Annotated in this window: 15 protein-coding genes, 1 pseudogene and 1 riboswitch; of the genes and pseudogenes, 9 read left to right on the top strand and 7 right to left on the bottom strand. The window is 67.7% G+C overall.

All coding sequences use genetic code 11. The annotated features are described in order from the left end of the window. The 5 genes from Q0316_RS07980 to rimP form a co-directional block, all read right to left on the bottom strand. A partial coding sequence (locus Q0316_RS07980; RefSeq protein WP_298671133.1) for a translation initiation factor IF-2 N-terminal domain-containing protein occupies nt 1–1,679 on the bottom strand: 1,679 nt, incomplete at its 3' end. Next, nucleotides 1,676–2,407 carry a DUF448 domain-containing protein gene (locus Q0316_RS07985; protein ID WP_298671135.1) on the bottom strand — a complete coding sequence of 244 codons (732 nt, stop codon included), beginning with the start codon at nt 2,405–2,407 and terminating at the stop codon, nt 1,676–1,678. The genes Q0316_RS07985 and Q0316_RS07980, both read right to left, overlap by 4 nt. Beyond that, complete coding sequence (locus Q0316_RS07990) at nt 2,388–2,624, bottom strand: 4-oxalocrotonate tautomerase family protein (protein WP_298671137.1); 237 nt, start codon at nt 2,622–2,624, stop codon at nt 2,388–2,390. Before Q0316_RS07990 ends, Q0316_RS07985 begins: the two co-directional genes overlap by 20 nt. Beyond that, nucleotides 2,624–4,249 (bottom strand): transcription termination factor NusA, encoded by a 1,626-nt coding sequence (nusA, locus tag Q0316_RS07995; protein WP_298671139.1) that lies wholly within the window; start codon nt 4,247–4,249, stop codon nt 2,624–2,626. Before nusA ends, Q0316_RS07990 begins: the two co-directional genes overlap by 1 nt. Beyond that, complete coding sequence (gene rimP, locus Q0316_RS08000) at nt 4,249–4,782, bottom strand: ribosome maturation protein RimP (RefSeq protein WP_298671141.1); 534 nt, start codon at nt 4,780–4,782, stop codon at nt 4,249–4,251. The genes nusA and rimP overlap by 1 nt, the downstream gene beginning before the upstream one ends. A 173-nt stretch (nt 4,783–4,955) precedes the next feature. Between rimP and Q0316_RS08005 the strand changes: the two genes are divergently transcribed. The 8 genes from Q0316_RS08005 to Q0316_RS08040 all read left to right on the top strand — a co-directional run bounded on the left by Q0316_RS08005 (nt 4,956) and on the right by Q0316_RS08040 (nt 13,593). After that, nucleotides 4,956–6,188, top strand: a complete 1,233-nt coding sequence (locus Q0316_RS08005) for a PQQ-dependent sugar dehydrogenase (protein ID WP_298671142.1) — start codon at nt 4,956–4,958, stop codon at nt 6,186–6,188. Between the two features lie 80 nt (nt 6,189–6,268). After that, nucleotides 6,269–6,378, top strand: a riboswitch (glycine riboswitch). Nucleotides 6,379–6,561: 183 nt separating this feature from the next. Then, the gene (gene gcvT, locus Q0316_RS08010; RefSeq protein ID WP_298671143.1) at nt 6,562–7,704 is read left to right on the top strand and encodes a glycine cleavage system aminomethyltransferase GcvT; all 1,143 of its coding nucleotides are present in this window, start codon (nt 6,562–6,564) and stop codon (nt 7,702–7,704) included. A gap of 1 nt (nt 7,705) precedes the next feature. After that, entirely contained in the window at nt 7,706–8,077 is a 372-nt protein-coding gene (gene gcvH / locus Q0316_RS08015; RefSeq protein ID WP_298671144.1) for a glycine cleavage system protein GcvH, read from the top strand. Continuing rightward, nucleotides 8,074–8,841 (top strand): trans-aconitate 2-methyltransferase, encoded by a 768-nt coding sequence (locus tag Q0316_RS08020; protein ID WP_298671146.1) that lies wholly within the window; start codon nt 8,074–8,076, stop codon nt 8,839–8,841. Before gcvH ends, Q0316_RS08020 begins: the two co-directional genes overlap by 4 nt. Next, nucleotides 8,841–10,199, top strand: coding sequence for an aminomethyl-transferring glycine dehydrogenase subunit GcvPA (gene gcvPA, locus Q0316_RS08025; RefSeq protein ID WP_298671148.1), 1,359 nt, complete (start codon nt 8,841–8,843; stop codon nt 10,197–10,199). Before Q0316_RS08020 ends, gcvPA begins: the two co-directional genes overlap by 1 nt. After that, nucleotides 10,196–11,770 carry an aminomethyl-transferring glycine dehydrogenase subunit GcvPB gene (gene gcvPB / locus Q0316_RS08030; protein ID WP_298671150.1) on the top strand — a complete coding sequence of 525 codons (1,575 nt, stop codon included), beginning with the start codon at nt 10,196–10,198 and terminating at the stop codon, nt 11,768–11,770. Before gcvPA ends, gcvPB begins: the two co-directional genes overlap by 4 nt. 99 nt (nt 11,771–11,869) lie before the next feature. After that, a complete protein-coding gene (locus Q0316_RS08035) occupies nt 11,870–12,805 on the top strand; it encodes a nitronate monooxygenase (protein ID WP_298671152.1) in 936 nt (311 codons plus the stop codon). Then, a complete protein-coding gene (locus Q0316_RS08040) occupies nt 12,805–13,593 on the top strand; it encodes an enoyl-CoA hydratase-related protein (RefSeq protein ID WP_298671153.1) in 789 nt (262 codons plus the stop codon). The genes Q0316_RS08035 and Q0316_RS08040 overlap by 1 nt, the downstream gene beginning before the upstream one ends. A 12-nt stretch (nt 13,594–13,605) precedes the next feature. Here the strand turns inward: Q0316_RS08040 and Q0316_RS08045 are convergent, their stop codons facing one another. Beyond that, on the bottom strand, nt 13,606–15,648 hold the full coding sequence (locus Q0316_RS08045) for an NAD(+) synthase (RefSeq protein ID WP_298671154.1): 2,043 nt from the start codon (nt 15,646–15,648) through the stop codon (nt 13,606–13,608). Nucleotides 15,649–15,732: 84 nt separating this feature from the next. Here Q0316_RS08045 and Q0316_RS08050 point away from each other — a divergent pair, with 84 nt between their 5' ends. Next, on the top strand, nt 15,733–18,609 hold the full coding sequence (locus Q0316_RS08050) for a PAS domain S-box protein (RefSeq protein WP_298671156.1): 2,877 nt from the start codon (nt 15,733–15,735) through the stop codon (nt 18,607–18,609). Between the two features lie 5 nt (nt 18,610–18,614). Here Q0316_RS08050 and Q0316_RS08055 read toward each other — a convergent pair. After that, a pseudogene (locus Q0316_RS08055) lies at nt 18,615–18,817 on the bottom strand (alkaline phosphatase family protein); the annotation flags it as partial.

An 18,817-nucleotide genomic window follows, 5' to 3' on the forward strand; every position in this document is an offset into this window, starting at 1 on the left:
TCATGCTCCAGCAGGCGCTCGCGCACGCGCTGGGCATTGGCCTCGTGCTTGTCGATCTTGTTGATCGCCACGATCAGCGGCTTGCCGGCCGCCTTGGTGTGATTGATCGCCTCGATCGTCTGCGGCATCAGCCCGTCGTCGGCGGCGACCACCAGCACCACGATATCGGTCACGTCGGCGCCACGCGCGCGCATCGCGGTGAACGCTTCGTGGCCCGGCGTATCGAGGAACGTGATCTTGGACTTGTCCTTCAGCGTAACCTGATAGGCGCCGATATGCTGGGTGATGCCGCCGGCCTCGCCGCGCACCACATCGGTGCCGCGCAGCGCGTCGAGCAGGCTGGTCTTGCCGTGATCGACATGGCCCATGATCGTCACCACCGGCGGACGCGGCTTGAGATCCGCCTCGTCATCGGTGTCCACCTCGACCTGAAGGTCGATATCCGAATCCGAGACGCGCACGATATTGTGCCCGAATTCGGTGACGAGCAGTTCCGCGGTATCCTGGTCGATCGTCTGGTTGACGGTGACGGGCGAGCCCATCTTGAACAGCGCCTTCACGAGGTCCGCGCCCTTTTCCGCCATGCGGTTGGCGAGTTCCTGGACGGTGATCGCCTCCGGCACCTGCACGTCGCGGACCTGCTTGGCCTGCGGCTCGCGCGGGCCGCCGAATTGCGAGCGACGTTCCTTTTCACGCGCACGCTTCAGCGCGGCGAGGCTGCGCGCGCGGGCGCCTTCCTCGCTCAGCGCGCGATTGACCGTGAGCTTGCCGCCGCGACGCTCATCGCCCTTGCGATCGCGCTGCTGCGCGCGCGCCGGGGGCGCGTTGCGCGGGGTCGCCTGACCCGAAGGCAGGCTGCGCTGCTGGCCGCCACCGCTGGCGGGTGCGGAAGCGGCGGACGCCGCCGCTGCCGTCGCGGCGGGCTTCGCCGGCTCGGCGGCCTTGGGCTTGGGCTTGGGAATCTCGGGCCGAACGACGGGCGTGAACCGGCGTGGCGCTGGCATCGACGGATCGAGCCCGAGCGACATCACCGGCGGGGGAGGCGGCGGCGCGGCGGCTGCAACCTTCTTCGGCGCTGGCGGCGCGGCTGGGGCGGGTGCCGCCGGCTCCACGGCCTTGGCTTCGACCGCGACAGGCTCAGGCGCGGGGGCCTCGGCAGCCGCGGGCGGGGTGGCCTGGGGTTCTACGGCCTTGGGCGCTTCCGGGGCTGGCGTCGGTGCCGGGGCGGGCGCCGGCTCTGGCTGAGCGGCGGCCTTCGCCTCGGCTTCGCGCTTTTCCTCGGCGCGACGCGCTTCTTCCTCGGCGGCGCGCTGACGCTGCGCTTCCTCGCGGCGGCGCTGATCCTCCAGCGCGTGCATCCGCTGATCCTCGGCCTCGCGCAACATGCGTGCCTGACGTTCCTGCGGCGTTTCGCCGGCGGGCGGGCGCGACACGGGGCGCGGCGGCTCCGGCGCGTGCTGGACGGGGGCGGAGACCTCCTGCGGCGCGGCTTCCTGCGCCTGTTCCGGGGCGGGGGCGCCGCCGGGGCCGATCATGCGACGGCGCTTCACCTCGACCACCACCGTGTTCGAACGGCCGTGGCTGAAGCTCTGCTTCACCTTGCCGGTCTCGACCGTGCGCTTCAGCCCCAAAGGCGCGCGCATGCCAAGTTTCGGCTTGTCGTTGTCGGTCTCGCTCACTCAAATTCCTCGTGCGTCGTCACGGCCGGTTGCCCGGAAGGTCCGGGCGTCGATGCGCCTTGCGAGGCCGTTTCGCAAGGTGCCGGGTTCAGTTCAGGGCCGATAAAGTGCAGCCAGCGACCGAGCGCTTCGCCCAGTCGCGCGGCCGCCAGGCGGTCGGTGACGCCGATATGTACCACGTTCTCGCGGCCCAGCGCCATCGACAATATGGGGCGTTCGAGCGGAAGCGCCAGCCCCTTGAGATCGCTGCCCTCGCGATCCGAGCCGACACGCCACGCCTGCGCGAGCTTTCCGCGCCCGTCGTCGGCGGCGTCCGCCGCGTGATAGAGCGCCTGAAGCTGCCCGCCGCGCGCGGCGGCGACGATCCGTTCGGCGCCGGTCAGCAGCGTGCCCGCGCGCGATTCGAGCCCGAGCCGGTCGAGCGCGTTGCGTTCCAGCGCGGCGGCGATCAGCGCGGGCAGATCATCGGGAATCGTGAAATCGCTGGTCTTGAACGCGCGCGCCAGCGCCCCGCGCAATTTGCCCTTCGGCCCGGCGGCGGCGGCAAGCTCCGCCTGAGTGACGCCGATCCACGCGCCGCGCCCCGGCGCCTTGGCGCGCACATCGGGCAGCACGCGCCCATCCGGCCCGAGCGCGAGGCGCACGAGCGTGTCGCGCGCCGCGTGCTCGCGGCCGAGGATGCAGGTGCGGGTGGGCTCCGCTAGCTTCTCATTGCGAGGGTTCCGCATGAGCGTCTCCCTCAGGCTGGCGGGCGGGGGCATCGCGATCGGCGATCAGGATGCCGGCGGAGGCGTAGTTTTCGGTCGGCACTTCCTCGATCACGATCTGCACCGCGGCCGGGTTCTTGCCCAGCCGCGAGACGAGCGACGCGGTGACATCGGCCACCAGCCCCGCCTTCTGCTCCTTTGTCGCGGAGCCTGCCAATCGGATCGAGACGAACGGCATCAGGCTTCCGATGCCTCCGCCGCTTCGCCGTCGTCATTGCCGGCGGCGGCGTCTTCGTCCTCGAACCAGTGCGCGCGCGCGGCCATGATGATCTCATTGCCCTGTTCGTCGGACAGCGCATATTCGGCGAGTACGCCGCCCTTATGCTCCGGCTTGCGCGGGGCATCGTCGTTGCGTCGGCGCGGCTCCTGCCGCTTCTTCTCGACCAGTTCGTCGGTGGCGAGATCGGCGAGATCGTCGAGCGTCTTGATGCCCGCCTTGCCGAGCGTGACGAGCATCGCCTCGGTCAGATAGGGCAATTCGGCGAGCGCATCCTCGACGCCCAGCGCGCGGCGTTCCTCGCGTGCGGCGGCCTCGCGGCGATCCAGCGCTTCCTGTGCGCGGCTCTGGAGTTCCTGTGCCAGATCCTCGTCGAAGCCCTCGATCCCGGCCAGCTCGTCCAGCTCGACATAGGCGACTTCTTCCAGCTCGCCAAAGCCCTCGGCGACGAGGAGCTGGGCCAGCGTCTCGTCCACGTCCAGCTCGTTCTGGAACAGTTCGGAATTGCGGACGAATTCCTGCTGGCGCTTCTCGCTCGCGTCGGTTTCGGTGAGGATGTCGATCGCCTTGGCGGTGAGCTGCGAGGCGAGTCGCACGTTCTGGCCGCGACGGCCGATCGCGAGGCTGAGCTGATCGTCGGGCACCACCACTTCGATGCGATCTTCCTCCTCGTCGATCACCACGCGGCTGACGTTCGCCGGCTGAAGCGCGTTGACGACGAAGGTGGCGGTGTCGGGCGACCAAGGGATGATGTCGATCTTCTCGCCCTGCATTTCCTGCACCACCGCCTGCACGCGGCTGCCCTTCATGCCGACACAGGCACCGACCGGATCAATGCTCGAATCATGGCTGATGACGCCGATCTTGGCGCGGCTGCCCGGATCGCGGGCGGCGGCCTTGATCTCGATGATGCCGTCGTAGATTTCGGGCACTTCCTGCGCGAACAGCTTCTTCATGAAATCCGGATGCGCGCGGCTGAGGAAAATCTGCGGCCCGCGATTCTCGCGCACCACCTTCAGGATCAGGCTGCGGATGCGATCGTTGACGCGCACCACCTCGCGCGGAATCTGCGCATCGCGGCGGATCACGCCCTCGGCGCGCCCGAGATCGACCACGACATGGCCGAATTCGACGCGCTTGACGACGCCGGTGATGATCTCGCCGGCGCGATCCTTGAATTCCTCATACTGGCGCTCGCGCTCGGCATCGCGGACCTTCTGGAAGATCGTCTGCTTCGCCGCCTGCGCCTGGATGCGGCCGAATTCGATCGGGGGCAGGGGATCGACGAGGAAATCGCCCACCACGGCGCCCGCCTGAAGCTTCTGCGCGCCCTTCAGGTCGACCTGCTTGTAGATGTCGTCGACCAGTTCGACCACCTCGACGACGCGCCACAGGCGCAGATCGCCGTTGCTCGCGTCGAGCTTGGCGCGAATGTCCATTTCCTGGCCGTAGCGGGTGCGCGCGGCGCGCTGGATCGCGTCTTCCATCGCCTCGATGACGATCGCCTTGTCGATCATCTTCTCGCTGGCGACGGAATTCGCGATCGCGATCAGCTCAGCCCGGTTAGCAGTCACGCCGGTGGCCATTATTCGGTTTCCTCTGCTTCGATTTCTTCTTCCGCGCCCTCGGCGGAGAGCGGGACGGTTGCCTGAATGAGCTTGTCGGTCAGCACCAGCTTGGCGTCGACCACGCTGGCGAAGGGAATATGCGCGATCGTGCCGCTTTTCTGGCGAATCGCGATCGTCTCGCCGTCGAGCCCCGCGAGTTCGCCCTTGAACTGTTTCTGCCCGTCGATCGGCGCGCTGAGCACGATCCGCGCTTCATGGCCGGACCAGTCGGCGAAATCGCCGGGCCGGGTCAGCGGGCGGTCGATGCCGGGGGAGGAAACCTCCAGCCGATAGGCGTCCGGGATCGGGTCTTCCCGATCGAGCACGTCGGAAATGCGGCGGGACAGTTCCGCGCAATCGTCGATGGTGAGTTGCCGTGTTTCCGGGCGCTCCGCCATCACCTGCAGCGTGCGTTCGTCGCCCCGGCCCATCATCCGCACGCGCACGAGGTCGAATCCGAGCGCTTGCGCCTCGGGTGCGATCAATCCGGTCAATACGGCGATATCCGCCATCGGTGCTCCGTGCATGAGTGGTTGCCGCCGCGAGGCCAGGCCCCGCGACCTCTTCATCTGGCGATGTAGAGAAAGCACGGGCGATATATGACGAACCCGCCCGCGACGCAAGCTGGCAACCGCACGGCGATATTGTGTTAGGCGATGCGCCGTCAAACCGCCGGGAGAGCCACATGATTCGCCGCTATCCGTTCGTCCTCGCGCTGCTTGTCGGCACGGCCTGTTCCGCGCAGCAGCCGAGCGATCCGCAGGCGCTGAAGGGGCCGCAGGGGCCGCAGCCGCCGGGCGCGAACGATCCGGTGCCGCGGGATTCGCCGGCGGAACCGGGGATCAGGAACATCCCGGCGACGACGGGACACGCTAATCTGCCGCTCACCCCGCCGCCGTTTACCGTGACGCAGATCGGCGATTTCGATCAGCCAGTGGCGATCGCGATGCTTCCGGGCGGCGCCGCGCTCATCACCGAGAAGCCGGGCGCGCTCAAACTGCGCGCGGCGGACGGCAAGGTTTCCGATGTGGCGGGCGTGCCGCGGGTGAAGCTGAGCAGCCAGGGCGGCCTGCTCGGCGTGGCGCTCGCGCCCGATTTCGCGAAAAGCCGCACGATCTACCTCAGCTATTCCGAGCCGCGCCCCAATGGCGGGGCGAGCCTTGCGCTGATGAAGGCGGTGTTCGACGGCGCGAGGCTCAGCGCCCAGCGCGTGATCTGGCGCGCCGGATCGGACGGGCCGGGCGAGCAGTTCGGCGGGGCGATCGCCTTCGCGCCCGATGGCAAGTCGTTGTTCCTGTCCTCCGGCGAGCGCCAGCGTTTCACCCCGGCGCAGGATCCGAATCAGGCGCTGGGCAAGATTCTGCGCCTCACGCTCGATGGCGCGGCGTGGCCGGGCAATCCGCAGTACAAGACGGGCGGGGTCCGCGCGCAGACCTGGACGCTCGGGCATCGCAATCCCTATGGCCTGGCCTTCGCCCCGGACGGGCGGCTGTGGGAGGTCGAGATGGGGCCGAGGGGCGGCGACGAGCTGAATCTCCTCAGGCCGGGCGGCAATTATGGCTGGCCGATCGTGTCGAACGGCATCAATTATTCGGGCGCCCCGATCCCGGCGCATCCGTCCAAGCCGGAATTCGCCGCGCCGGCCCTGTGGTGGACGCCGACGATCTCGCCTGGCGGGTTGATCGCCTATTCGGGTGCGATGTTCCCGCAATACAAAGGCTCGCTGATGATCGCGGGCATGTCCGGCAAGGCGCTGGTGCGCGTCACTGTCAACGGCGCGAAGGCCGTGCCCGCCGACCAGTGGGACATGGGCTTCCGCGTGCGCGGGCTGGCGCAGGCGCCCGACGGCGCGATCTGGCTGCTGGAGGATGGCGCGCGCGGCGCGGAGGGGCGGTTGTTCCGGCTGACCGCGAAATGATCGGCTGATCGCGCGAAACGCGATTGACTCAAATCTCCCGCGCGGTCAGAGCCTCGCGCATCGTGATCCGGGCAACCGGCAAGGCACACGCGGGAGAGCGCCGCCCACGCCGCCCTTTCAGGGTGGCAGGGTGGCCGCCGAAGGAGCAACCACCCCGGAATCTCTCAGGCAAAAGGACCGCACGGGCCAAACGATGCTCTGGAAAGCAGGCATGGCTTTCAGCCGCGCCTCACCGAAGGGGTAACCCCGCGCGCCGCCTGATAGGGTGCCGTCGTCCGGGGGAAGCTCTCAGGTCCCGTGACAGAGGGGGTAAACGGATCGACGACGGGTAGCACCCCCGCGTCCATCGCCCTTTCTATGCGGAAGATGCCCCATGAGCGACCAGCGCCCGAGCGACGACAATTACGAGGAGCCGCCGATCCAGACCCTGCCGCTCGATGCCTGGCATCGCGCGAAGGGCGGTCGCATGGTCGAATTCGCCGGCTATCACATGCCCGTCCAATATGAAGGCATCATGGCCGAGCATCTGTGGACGCGCGAATCCGCCGGGCTGTTCGATGTCAGCCATATGGGCCAGCTTGTCTTCACCGGCGACAATGCGGTTTCCGCGCTGGAGGCGCTGATGCCCGCCGATATCGCCGGCCTTGCGCTCAATCGCGCGCGCTATTCGCTGCTGCTCGATGAGGCGGGCGGCATCCTCGACGATCTGATGCTCACGCGCCAGGCGAAGGACCGGATTTACATGGTCGTCAACGGCGCGACCAAATATGACGATATCGGCCATATCATCGAGCGCCTGCCCGATGATGTGACGCTCAACCTGATGGACGATCACGCGCTGCTCGCGTTGCAGGGGCCAAAGGCGGTGGACGTGCTGGCCCGGCTTGTTCCGGGGGTCGATACGCTGGTGTTCATGCAGGGCGCGCGCTTCGAATGGCAGGGGCATGAGCTGTGGATCAGCCGCTCGGGTTATACCGGCGAGGACGGGTTCGAGATTTCGGTTCCCGCCGAGGCGGCCGAGGCGCTGGCCGACGCGCTGACCGCTGAGCCGGAGGTGAAGCCGATCGGCCTGGGCGCGCGCGATTCGCTCAGGCTTGAGGCCGGGCTGCCGCTCTATGGTCATGACATGACCCCCGAAATCACCCCGGTGATGGCCGATCTCGGCTTCGCGCTGTTCAAGCGCCGCCGCGAGGAAGGCAATTTCCCCGGTGCCGCACGCATCCTCGCGGAGCGCGAGAACGGCGCGTCGGCAAAGCGCGTCGGCCTGCTGGTCGAGGGGCGCCAGCCGGTGCGCGAGGGCGCATCGGTGCTCGATGCCGGTGGCGGCGAAGTCGGCAAGGTCACTTCCGGCGGCTTCGCCCCCACGGTCGGCGCGCCGATCGCGATGGCCTATGTTCCGCCCGCGCTCGCCGCGCCCGGCACGCGCGTTCAGCTTTCCCAGCGCGGCAAGACCCATGCCGCGATCGTCACCGCGATGCCTTTCGTTCCCCACCGTTACTTCCGAGGAGTGAAATAAGATGAGCCGCTATTTCAGCGAAGACCATGAATGGATTGATGTCGATGGCGAAGTCGGCACGGTCGGCATCTCCGAATATGCGCAGGGCCAGCTTGGCGACATCGTGTTCGTCGATGTGCCCGAAGACGGCAAGACGCTCGCCAAGGGCGACGATGCCGCCGTGGTGGAAAGCGTGAAGGCCGCCAGCGACGTTTATTCGCCGGTGTCGGGCACCGTGGTCGAGGGCAATCCCGCGCTCGCTGATGAGCCGGGGCTGGTCAATTCCGATCCGGAAGGGGAGGGCTGGTTCTTCAAGATCACGCTGTCCGATCCGTCAGAGCTTGGGGCGCTGATGGATGAAGCCGCTTACCAGGCGTTCGTCGCCAAGCTGTGAGCCGTTCGCCCGCCTCGCATTGGGATCCCCAGGCCTATGCCGCCAACGCCGGTTTCGTCCCGGCGCTGGGGCAGCCGGTGATGGCCCTGCTTGGCGCTCGCGCGGGGGAGCGCATCCTTGATGTCGGCTGTGGCGATGGCGTGCTCACCGCCGAAATCGCCGCGACCGGCGCGATGGTGGTTGGCGTCGATTCCTCGCCCGAGATGATCGCGGCGGCGCGCGCGCGCGGGCTGGATGCGCGGGTGATGAGCGGAGACGCGCTGGATTTCGACAGCGCGTTCGATGCCGCCTTCTCCAATGCCGCGCTGCATTGGATGCGCGATGCGGGGGCGGTGGCGCACGGCGTCGCGCGCGCGCTGAAGCCCGGCGCGCGCTTCGTTGGCGAGATGGGCGGGGCCGGGAATTGCGCCGCCTTGTGGGAAGGCATCAATGCCGAACTGGCCGAGCGCGGCCATGCCGTGCCGCAAAGCGCGCTTCACTGGTATCCCGGCGTTGACGAATTCACCCGCGTCTATCGCGATGCCGGCTTCACCGATATCGCCGCCGAACTGATCCCGCGCCCCACCCCGTTGCCCAGCGGCGCACGCGGCTGGGTGACCACTTTCATGCCCGGCGCGTTCGCAGCCGCCGGGATCGAGCCCGCCGCCCATGGCGCGATCGCCGATGCGATCGACGCGCGCCTTGCCGACCGACTGCGCAGGCCGGACGGCGGCTGGATCGCCGATTACGTCCGTCTGCGCTTCACGATGAGAAAGCCCGCCTGATGCGTTATCTTCCGCTCACCCAGCCGGATCGCGAGGCCATGCTCGCGGTTATCGGTGCCTCCTCCATCGACGATCTGTTCGTCGACGTGCCCGAATCCGTCCGCCTCGCCGGCCCGATCGCCGGGCTGCCGAACCATGCCAGCGAACTGGCGGTGGAGCGCCATATGACCGCGCTGGCGCGCAAGAATCTCTCGGCGGGCGAGGCGCCGTTCTTTCTCGGTTGCGGCGCATATCGCCATCACGTCCCGGCGAGCGTCGACCACCTGATCCAGCGCGGCGAGTTCCTCACCGCCTACACCCCCTATCAGCCGGAAATCGCGCAGGGCACGCTCCAGATGCTGTTCGAGTTCCAGACGCAGGTGGCGCGTCTGCTCGGCACCGATGTGGCGAACGCCAGCATGTATGATGGCTCGACCGCGTGCTGGGAAGCGATCGGCATGGCGCGGCGCATCACCAAACGCGGCAAGGCGATCCTGTCGGGTGGGCTGCATCCGCATTACGTGTCGGTCGCGAAGACGATGGCGAAATATACCGGCGACGCGCTTGATGTGTCGCTGCCGGTGCTCGGGGCCGATACCGATCTCGATGCGCTGATCGCGAAGATCGACGGCGATACCTCGTGCGTCGTCGTGCAATATCCCGATATCCTTGGCCGCATCGCCGATCTGCGCCCGCTGGCTGACGCCTGCCACGCGCAGAAGGCGCTGCTGGTCGCGGTGGTGACGGAGCCGGTGGCGCTGGGCGCGCTCAAGTCGCCGGGCGAGATGGATGCCGATATCGTCGTCGGCGAGGGCCAGTCGCTCGGCGTCGGTCTCCAGTTCGGCGGGCCATATGTCGGCCTGTTTGGCTGCAAGGACAAATATGTCCGCCAGATGCCGGGGCGGCTGTGCGGCGAGACGGTGGATGCCGACGGGCGGCGCGGCTTCGTGCTGACGCTCTCCACGCGCGAACAGCATATCCGGCGCGAGAAGGCGACGTCTAACATCTGCACCAATTCCGGGCTGTGTGCGCTCGCTTTCTCCATCCACATGACGTTGCTGGGCGAGGCGGGGTTGCGCGCGCTGGCCGCCACCAACCATGCCGGCGCAGTCGTCGCGGCGGAGCGGCTGGCGAAGGTGCCGGGCGTGCGGCTGGTCAACGATATGTTCTTCAACGAATTCACGCTCGATCTCGGCAAGGAGGCGCGGCCGATCGTCCGCGCGCTGGCCGACAAGGGCGTGCTGGCGGGCGTGTCATTGGGCCGGCTCTACCCGGGGGTCGAGAGCCTCGCGAACGGGCTGGTCGTCGCCGTGACGGAGACGACGACGCCCGAAGATGTCGAAACACTCGCAAACGCGCTTCAGGAGGTGCTGGCATGACCGCGATCAACCAGAGCGGCTGGCGCCCGACGACCCCGGAGCAGGGGAACAGCACCGCCCCCACCTTCACCGGCAACAAGGCGCTGATGCTTGAGGAGGCGCTGATCTTCGAGATTGGCGACCGCGACACGACCGGGGTGGAGGTTGCCGCCCCCGTCACCGCCACTTCGAAGCTCGGCGGCCTCGCGCGCAGCGCGCCGATTGGCCTGCCGGGCCTGTCCGAGCCGGAAACGGTGCGGCATTATACGCGCCTCAGCCGGCAGAATTACGCGATCGACCTGGGGCTGTTCCCGCTCGGATCGTGCACGATGAAGCACAATCCGCGCCTCAATGAGAAAATGGCGCGGTTGCCCGGTTTCGCCGATGTTCATCCGCTCCAGCCGATCGATTCGGTGCAGGGCGCGCTGGAGGTGATTCAGCAACTCGCGCACTGGCTGGTGACGCTGACGGGGATGCACTCGGTCGCGATGAGCCCCAAGGCGGGCGCGCATGGCGAATTGTGCGGCATCCTCGCCATCAAGGCGGCGCTGGAAAAGCGCGGTGAGGGGCATCGCAAGGTGATCCTCGTGCCCGAAAGCGCGCATGGCACCAATCCCGCCACCGCCGCGTTCGCCGGCTTCTCGGTCGAGGACATTCCCGCCACCACCGATGGCCGCGTCGATACCGCGGCACTGACGGCGCGGCTGGGGCCGGATGTCGCGGGGGTGATGATTACCAACCCCAATACCTGCGGCCTGTTCGAGCGCGACCTGAAGGCGATTTCCGAGGCGGTCCACGCCGCCGGCGGCTACGTTTATTGCGATGGCGCGAACTTCAACGCGATCGTCGGGCGGGTTCGTCCGGGCGATCTCGGCGTCGATGCGATGCATATCAATCTGCACAAGACCTTCTCCACCCCGCACGGCGGCGGCGGGCCGGGCTCTGGGCCGGTGGTGTTCTCTGAGCGGCTCACCCCGTTCGCGCCGCTGCCGTTCGTCGAGAAGCGCGGTGAGCATTTCGTCATCGTCGAGGAGGAAACCGCGCAGGATCATCACGCCGACAGCTTCGGTCGGATGACCGCGTTCCACGGCCAGATGGGCATGTTCACCCGTGCGCTCACCTATATCCTGAGCCACGGCGCGGATGGGCTCAGGCAAGTGGCCGAGGATGCGGTGCTCAACGCCAATTACATGTTGCGCAGCCTTGAAGACGTGCTCGACGCGCCGTTCGCGGCATCCGGCCCATGTATGCACGAGGCGATCTTCTCGGACGCGGGCTTCGCGGAAGGCTTCTCCACGATCGACGTGGCCAAGGCGCTGATCGATGAGGGTTTCCACCCGATGACGATGTATTTCCCGCTCGTCGTCCATGGCGCGATGCTGGTCGAGCCGACCGAGACGGAGAGCAAGGCGACGCTCGATCAGTTCATCGGCGCGCTGCGCTCGGTGGCGGAACGTGCGCGTGCGGGCGATCCGTCGCTGCGCACCGCGCCGCATTTCGCGTCGCGCAGCCGGCTCGACGAGACGCTCGCCGCGCGCAAGCCGCGGCTGGTGTGGCAGGAGCCGGAAGCAGCCGCCGTCGCGGCGGAATAGCATACCCATGTTTCGGCGCCGGCCCATTTCGGGCTGGCGCCGACCCGTGCTTCATGCCAACCCGTTCTTCTAAAAAGAGAGCGGAAGAGGATGTGGCACATGGCGGTGAAAACGCGCGTCACGGAAATGCTGGGGATCGAAAAGCCGATCGTCCAGGCGGCGATGGGCTGGATCGCCCGCGCGCAGCTTTCGTCCGCGGTGTCCAATGCCGGGGGCATGGGGATCATCGAAACCTCGTCGGGCGAGCTGGACGCGGTGCGCGACGAGATCGTCAGGATGCGCCAGCTTACCGACAAACCGTTCGGGGTGAACGTCGCCCAGGCCTTCGTCCGCGATCCCGATATCGTGCGCTTCGTGATAGATCAGGGGGTGAAGTTCGTCACCACATCCGCTGGCGATCCGATGAAATATACCGCGATGTTGAAGGATGCGGGCCTCACGGTGTTCCATGTCGTCCCCAATCTCGCGGGCGCATTGCGCGCGGTGGAAGCGGGGGTGGACGGGCTGATCGTGGAGGGCGGCGAGGGCGGCGGGTTCAAGAACCCGAAGGACGTATCGACGATGGTGCTGGTGCCGCAGGTGGTGGAGGCGGTGGACGTGCCGGTGATCGCCGCCGGCGGGATCGTGGACGGCAGGTCGATGGCGGCGGCGTTCGCGCTGGGCGCGGAGGGCGTGCTGATGGGTACGCGCATCCTCTCCTCCGCCGAAAGCCCGGTGCATGATAATTGGAAACAGGCGATCATCGACGCGGACGCGACCGACACCGTGTTTCTCAACCGCAAAGGCCCCGGCCCCGCGCTGCGCGCGCTGCGCACCGAGCGCACCAGCCGATTGGCGGCGGAAGGCTCGCCCAATATCTTCGGTGAATTTGCCGATACGCGGCGCGTCTATTTCGAGGGCGATCTGGAAGCGGGCATCGCGCTGACCGGGCAGGTCGCCGGACGCATCCACGAGGTGAAGCCGGTCGCGCAGATCCTCGACGAGACGATGCGCGATTACGCCGCGACCGTTTCGCGGATGGCGGGAGGATTGTGATGGCGGACGTTCGCTACGAAGTCGCGGATATGGTCGCGACGATCACGCTCGATCGGCCGGAGCGGATGAACACCATCTCCGTCCCGATGTTGGACGAACTCACCGCGCTGTTGCTGCGCGCCAATGCCGATGCGGCGGCGCGGGTGGTGGTGCTGACCGGCACCGGACGCGCCTTCTGCGCCGGGCTGGACCTCAATGCCGCATCGAGCGGGGAGGGGATCGGATCGTCCGCCGCCACCTTCGGCGCGACGATCGACCTGCGCAACACGCCCCCCACCGTGCTGTTCGCGATGGACAAGCCGGTGATCTGCGCGCTGAACGGATCGGCGGCGGGCTATGGCATGGATCTCGCGCTTGGCTGCGATATCCGCGTGATGGCCGATGATGCGAAGCTCGCGCCCGCCTTCGTCAAGCGCGGGGTGCTGCCGGAATCGGGGGGCACATGGTTCCTGCCGCGTATGCTCGGCTGGGCGAAGGCGGCGGAGATCGTCTTCACCGGGCGCACATTGGGCGCGGCGGAGTGCCTTTCGGACGGGCTGGTCAACCGCGTCGTTCCGGCGGGCGAGGTGGCGAAGGTGGCGCGCACGCTGGCGCTGGAGATCGCGGCCAATGCGCCGCTCGCGGTGCAGGCAGCGAAGCGCATGATGCGCATGGGGCTGGACGAGCCGTTCGATACGCATGTCCAGCACGTCTATCTGCAATTGCTGCCGCTGTTCCGTTCGGAGGATTTCCGCGAAGGCATGGCATCGTTCCTCGAAAAGCGCGCGCCGGTGTTCAACGGGCGCTGACGCCGCGTTCGCTCAATCCCAGCGCGCCAGTTCCGCCAGCCACGCCGCCGCCGTTCCGTCGCTCGGCGCGCGCCAGTCGCCGCGCGGGCTGAGCGCGCCGCCCGATGACACTTTCGGCCCGTTGGGCAGCGCGGATCGCTTGAACTGGCTCATCTGGAAGAAGCGGCGGAGGAATTTCTCCAGCCAGCCCCGGATCGTATCGAGATCATAGGCCACCCGCGCCGCCTCGGGCACGCCTTCCGGCCAGCGCCCGGCGTTCGCGTCGCGCCATGCGTGCCACGCGAGGAACAGGATCTTCGATGGGGCCAGGCCATAACGGATCACGTGATGCGCGAAGAAATCGTTGAGCGCATAGGGGCCGATCCGCGCCTCTGTGCTCTGGATCGCGCCATCGGCGCCGATGGGGACCAGTTCGGGGCTGATCTCGGTCGCAAGGATCGCGTCGAGCACCGCGTCGGTTTCGCGATCATATTGTCCGCTCGCGATGCACCAGCGGATCAGGAACTGGATCAGCGTCTTGGGTACGCCCGCGTTGACGCCGTAATGGCTCATCTGATCGCCGACGCCATAGGTGCACCAGCCGAGCGCCAGTTCGGACAGATCGCCGGTGCCGACGACGATCCCGTCGCGCTGGTTGGCGAGGCGGAACAGATAATCGGTGCGCAGCCCCGCCTGCACATTCTCGAACGTCACGTCATATGTCGGTTCGCCGTTCGCGAAGGGGTGGCGCATATCCTCCAGCATTCGCCGGGCGGCGGGGCGGATGTCGATCTCCTCCGCCGTGATGCCCAGCGCGTGCATCAGTTTCCACGCATTCGCCCTGGTGCCGTCGCTGGTGGCGAAACCGGGCATCGTCACCCCAAGGATATCGCTCCGCGCGCGGCCGAGCCGATCGAGCGCCTTGGCCGCGACGATCAGCGCATGGGTGGAATCCAGCCCGCCCGATACGCCGATCACCAGCCGTTTCGCGCCCGTCGCCTCCAGCCGCTTCGCCAGCCCCTCCACCTGGATGTTGAACGCTTCGTAGCAATCGGCGTCGCGCTTCTCGGGCGTGTTGGGCACGAACGGGAAGCGGCGCAGCGCGCGGCGCAGCCCGACATCGGCGAAATCGGGTTGATGGGCGAAGGCGATGCGGCGGAAGCGCGTTTCGGGATGGCCGGCGAGCGCGGCGGCATCGTTGAACGTGCCGGTGCGCGCGCGCTCCTGCGTCAGCCGCTCGCAATCCATGTCGGCGATGCACAATTCTGGATCATGGCCGAACCGCGCCGATTCCGCGAGCAGTTCGCCCATCTCGTGGATCGTGCCCTGGCCGTCCCACGCCAGATCGGTGGTGCTTTCCCCCGGCCCCGCGGCGGAAAAGACATAGCCGCAGATCGCGCGGGCGGATTGCGCGGCGGAGAGGATCGCGCGTTCACGCGCCTTGCCGATCGTGACGTTCGAGGCGGAAAGGTTGCAACACACCAGCGCCCCGGCGAGCGCGCCCAGCGTGGAGGGTGGGGTGGGCGCCCAATAATCCTCGCAAATCTCGGCGTGGAAGGTGAAATGCGGCAGATCGCTCGCGGCGAAGATCAGATCGGTGCCGAACGGCACTTCATGGTCGCCGATCGCGATCGTCAGCCCGGCAAGGCCCGCGCCGCTCGCGAACCAGCGTTTTTCATAATATTCGCGGTAATTGGGCAGGAACGTCTTGGGCACCACGCCCAGCACCCGCCCGCGCGCGATCGCCACCGCGCAATTGTAGAGCCGTCCGCCCCGCGCCAGCGCCGCGCCGACCAGCAGCACCGGGCGAAGCGCGCGCGTCGCGTCGGCCACCTGCGTCAGAGCGGCGAGCGTCGCCTCCTGCTGCGCCGTTTGCAGGTGAAGATCGTCGATCGCATAGGAGGTGAGGCTGAGTTCCGGGAAAACGACCAGATCGACCGCCGCGTCATGCGCTTCACGCGCCAGCGCGATCGCGGCCTGCGCGTTGGCGGCGGCATCGCCGACCGAGGCGCGCGGGGTCGCCGCGGCGACGCGCAGCAGGCGATGGGCATGGATTGATCGGAACGCTGGCTTCATCGTTCAGGGGATTAGCTCGCTTTGCGCGCCCGCGCCATCGTTCGCGCTTTGCGTGACGGCGCGGAAGCGATAATGTCTGCGGCGATGGGCGGCTTGACCGTAGACCTGCACGAAGTCGCGCGGCAATTCGCCGGCGGCGGCGCGTTGGGTGCGATGATGCTGGCGAAGGATTGGTCGGCCTCGCCGCTCGGCCCGATCGAACATTGGCCGCAATCACTGCTCAACGCGGTCAGCCTGATGCTTCCCGCCAGCGTGGAGATCATCCTGTTTTGGGGCGATGATTATATCGCGCTCTATAACGATGCCTATGCGCCGACGATCGGTGACAAGCATCCCGCCGCCCTTGGTCGCCCGGCGCGCGAGGCGTGGCGTGAAGCATGGAGCGATCTGGAGCCGCTGCTCGCGCATGTCCGCGCCAGCGGCGAAACCTTCGCGGCGAAGGATCGCCCGTTCTGCATCGAGCGCGCCGGTTTCGCGGAGGAGGTGTTCTTCGACGTATCCTATTCGCCGGTGCGGATCGAGGATGGCTCGGTCGGCGGGGTGCTGTGCATCGTTTCGGAAACCACCGGGCGGGTGCGTGCGGCGCGCGCCGTGGCGGAGGACAGGGCGCGGCTGGCGCAGATGTTCGAGGAGGCGCCCGGTTTCGCCGCGGTGCTGCGCGGGCCGGATCACAGGTTCGAGCTGGTCAACCGCGCCTGTCGCGAACTGATCGGCGATCGCGATGGGGAGGTGATCGGCCGCTCCGCGCGCGAGGTGCTGCCGGAAATCGTGGGCCAGGGCTATATCGCGCTGCTCGATGGGGTGCGGACGAGCGGCCAGCCTTATAGCGACAGTGGCGCGCAGGTGATTCTGCGGCGGCAGCGGGATGCCGAACCGGAGGTTCGCTACGTCGATTTCGTGTTCCAGCCGATCACCGACACCACCGGGGCGGTGACTAGCATCTTCGTTCAGGGCACCGATGTCACCGATCGCTATCGCGCCGAACAGGCGCTGGCGCGCAGCCGGGAGTCGCTTGAACTCGCCGCGCAGGCCGGTGAGATCGGGACATGGGATATCCACCTGCCGGCGGGGCTGGGCACATGGTCCGATCGCGGCAAGGCGATGTTCGGCTTTCCGCCCGATCGGGCGATGACGATGGAGGATTATTACGGCTGCGTGCATCCCGATGATCTCGCGGCGGTGGCGCACAGCCTGGAGGCGGCGGTCGATCCGGCCCGGCGCGCCGCGATAGATATCGACTTCCGCATGACGCGCGCCGACGATGGCGCGATGCGCTGGCTGACGGCGAAGGGGCGCGCGATCTTCGAAGGCGAACGCTGCGTGCGTGTCGCCGGAACCCTGCTCGATATCACCGGCAGGCGACAGGAACGCGAGGCGCTGCGCGAGAGCGAGGAGCGGTTCCGCAATCTCGCCGATTCACTGCCGGCGCTGATCTGGCAGACCGACGAGCATGGCGACATCGTGTTCGCCAATCACTTCTTCGAAATCTTCCTGGGCGTCCCGCCGGTGGAGATCATTCGCGATGGCTGGACGCGGCTGTATCTGCCGGGGGATCGCCCGGCGGTCGCCGTGATGCGGGAGCGTGCCGCCATCGCGCGCAAGCCGATCGGCGGCGATCTGCGGCTGATGACCGCCACCGGCGACGCGCGCTGGGTTCATGCCGAGGCGCGGCCGCGGATCATTGACGGGGCGTATCGCGGCTTCGTCTGCTGCGCGGTGGATGTGAGCGAAGCGCATCTCGCGGGCGAAGCATCGGAACGTCGGGTCGCGGAGCGCACTCGCGAACTGGTCGAGGAAATCGCCGAACGCCAGCGGGTGGAGGCGCGGCTGCATCAGGCGCAGCGGCTGGAGGCGGTGGGGCAGCTCACCTCCGGCGTCGCGCATGATTTCAACAATCTGCTGACGGTGGTGCTCGGCAATGTCGGAATGCTCGAACGCTCGCTCGGCGACGGCGCGGACGCGCGGACGCGGCAGCGGCTGGAGCATGTGCGCATGGCGGCGGAGCGCGGCGCGGCGCTGACCGCGCAACTGCTCGCCTTCTCGCGCAGGCAGCGGCTTGAGACGAGGGTGGTCGAGCTGAACCGGACGATCGAGGGGATGCGCGAATTGATGGAGAGCACGCTTGGCCGCGCGATCACCATTGATACGCGGCTCGCGCCGGAATTGTGGCCTGCGCTGGTCGATCCCACGCAGTTCGAACTGGTCGTGCTCAATCTCGCGATCAACGCGCGCGATGCGATGGGCACGGCGGGGGGCAGGCTGACCGTCGCCACGGCCAATGTCGCTTTGGCCGAGCCGGCCTCGTCCGAGGAGCCGCCGGCTGGCGAATATGTGATGGTATCCGTCTCCGACACCGGGGAAGGCATGACCGAGGCGGTCCGCGCGCGCGTGTTCGAGCCGTTCTTCACCACCAAGGAGGTCGGCAAGGGATCGGGGCTGGGGCTGGCGCAGGTCTATGGCTTTGTGAAGCAGTCGGGCGGCGGGGTGCGGATTGATACCGCGCCGGGCAAGGGCACCACGGTGAGCGTCTATCTGCCGCGCGCGGCCTCCGCATCGCAATCGCGCGCGGCCGAACCGGCGGTGGCCGGAGGCGGCTCCGTCGCCGGGCGAACCGTGCTTGTGCTCGATGACGACGAATATGTGCGCGCGGTAACCGCGCAGGAATTGCGAGACGCGGGCGCAACGGTGATCGAGGCGGGCGACGGCGCGGGCGCGCTGGGGGCGATGAAGCGCGATATGGCGATCGACGCGGCGGTGGTCGATTTCGCGATGCCGGGAATGAACGGGGTGGAATTCGTCGCGCAGGCGCGTGGGTTGCGACCGGGTTTGCCGGTGTTGTTCGTCACCGGCTTTGCCGATCTGCTCGCGCTGCCGCAGGTGGGGGATGATGCGGTGATCCAGAAGCCCTATCCAGCCGGCGCGGTATCACGCCGGCTGGGGGAGATGCTGGCCGCCGGGTAGCGCGATTATCGCGGGCAGGTCGAAGCGGCGGTGGCGTCGAGATCGAGGCAGCGGCCATCGAGGCCGTTCACCTCCAGCCCGATCGTCGCGGCGAGCGTGGGCACGATATCCACCGTCTCCACCGACAGCGGCTGTTCGAACCCGGCGATCCCCTTGCGCCAGAACAGGATCGGCACGCGGCGATCGTAATCCCACGGGCTGCCGTGCG

This window comes from uncultured Sphingomonas sp. (assembly GCF_937871615.1).
Lineage (GTDB): Bacteria > Pseudomonadota > Alphaproteobacteria > Sphingomonadales > Sphingomonadaceae > Sphingomonas.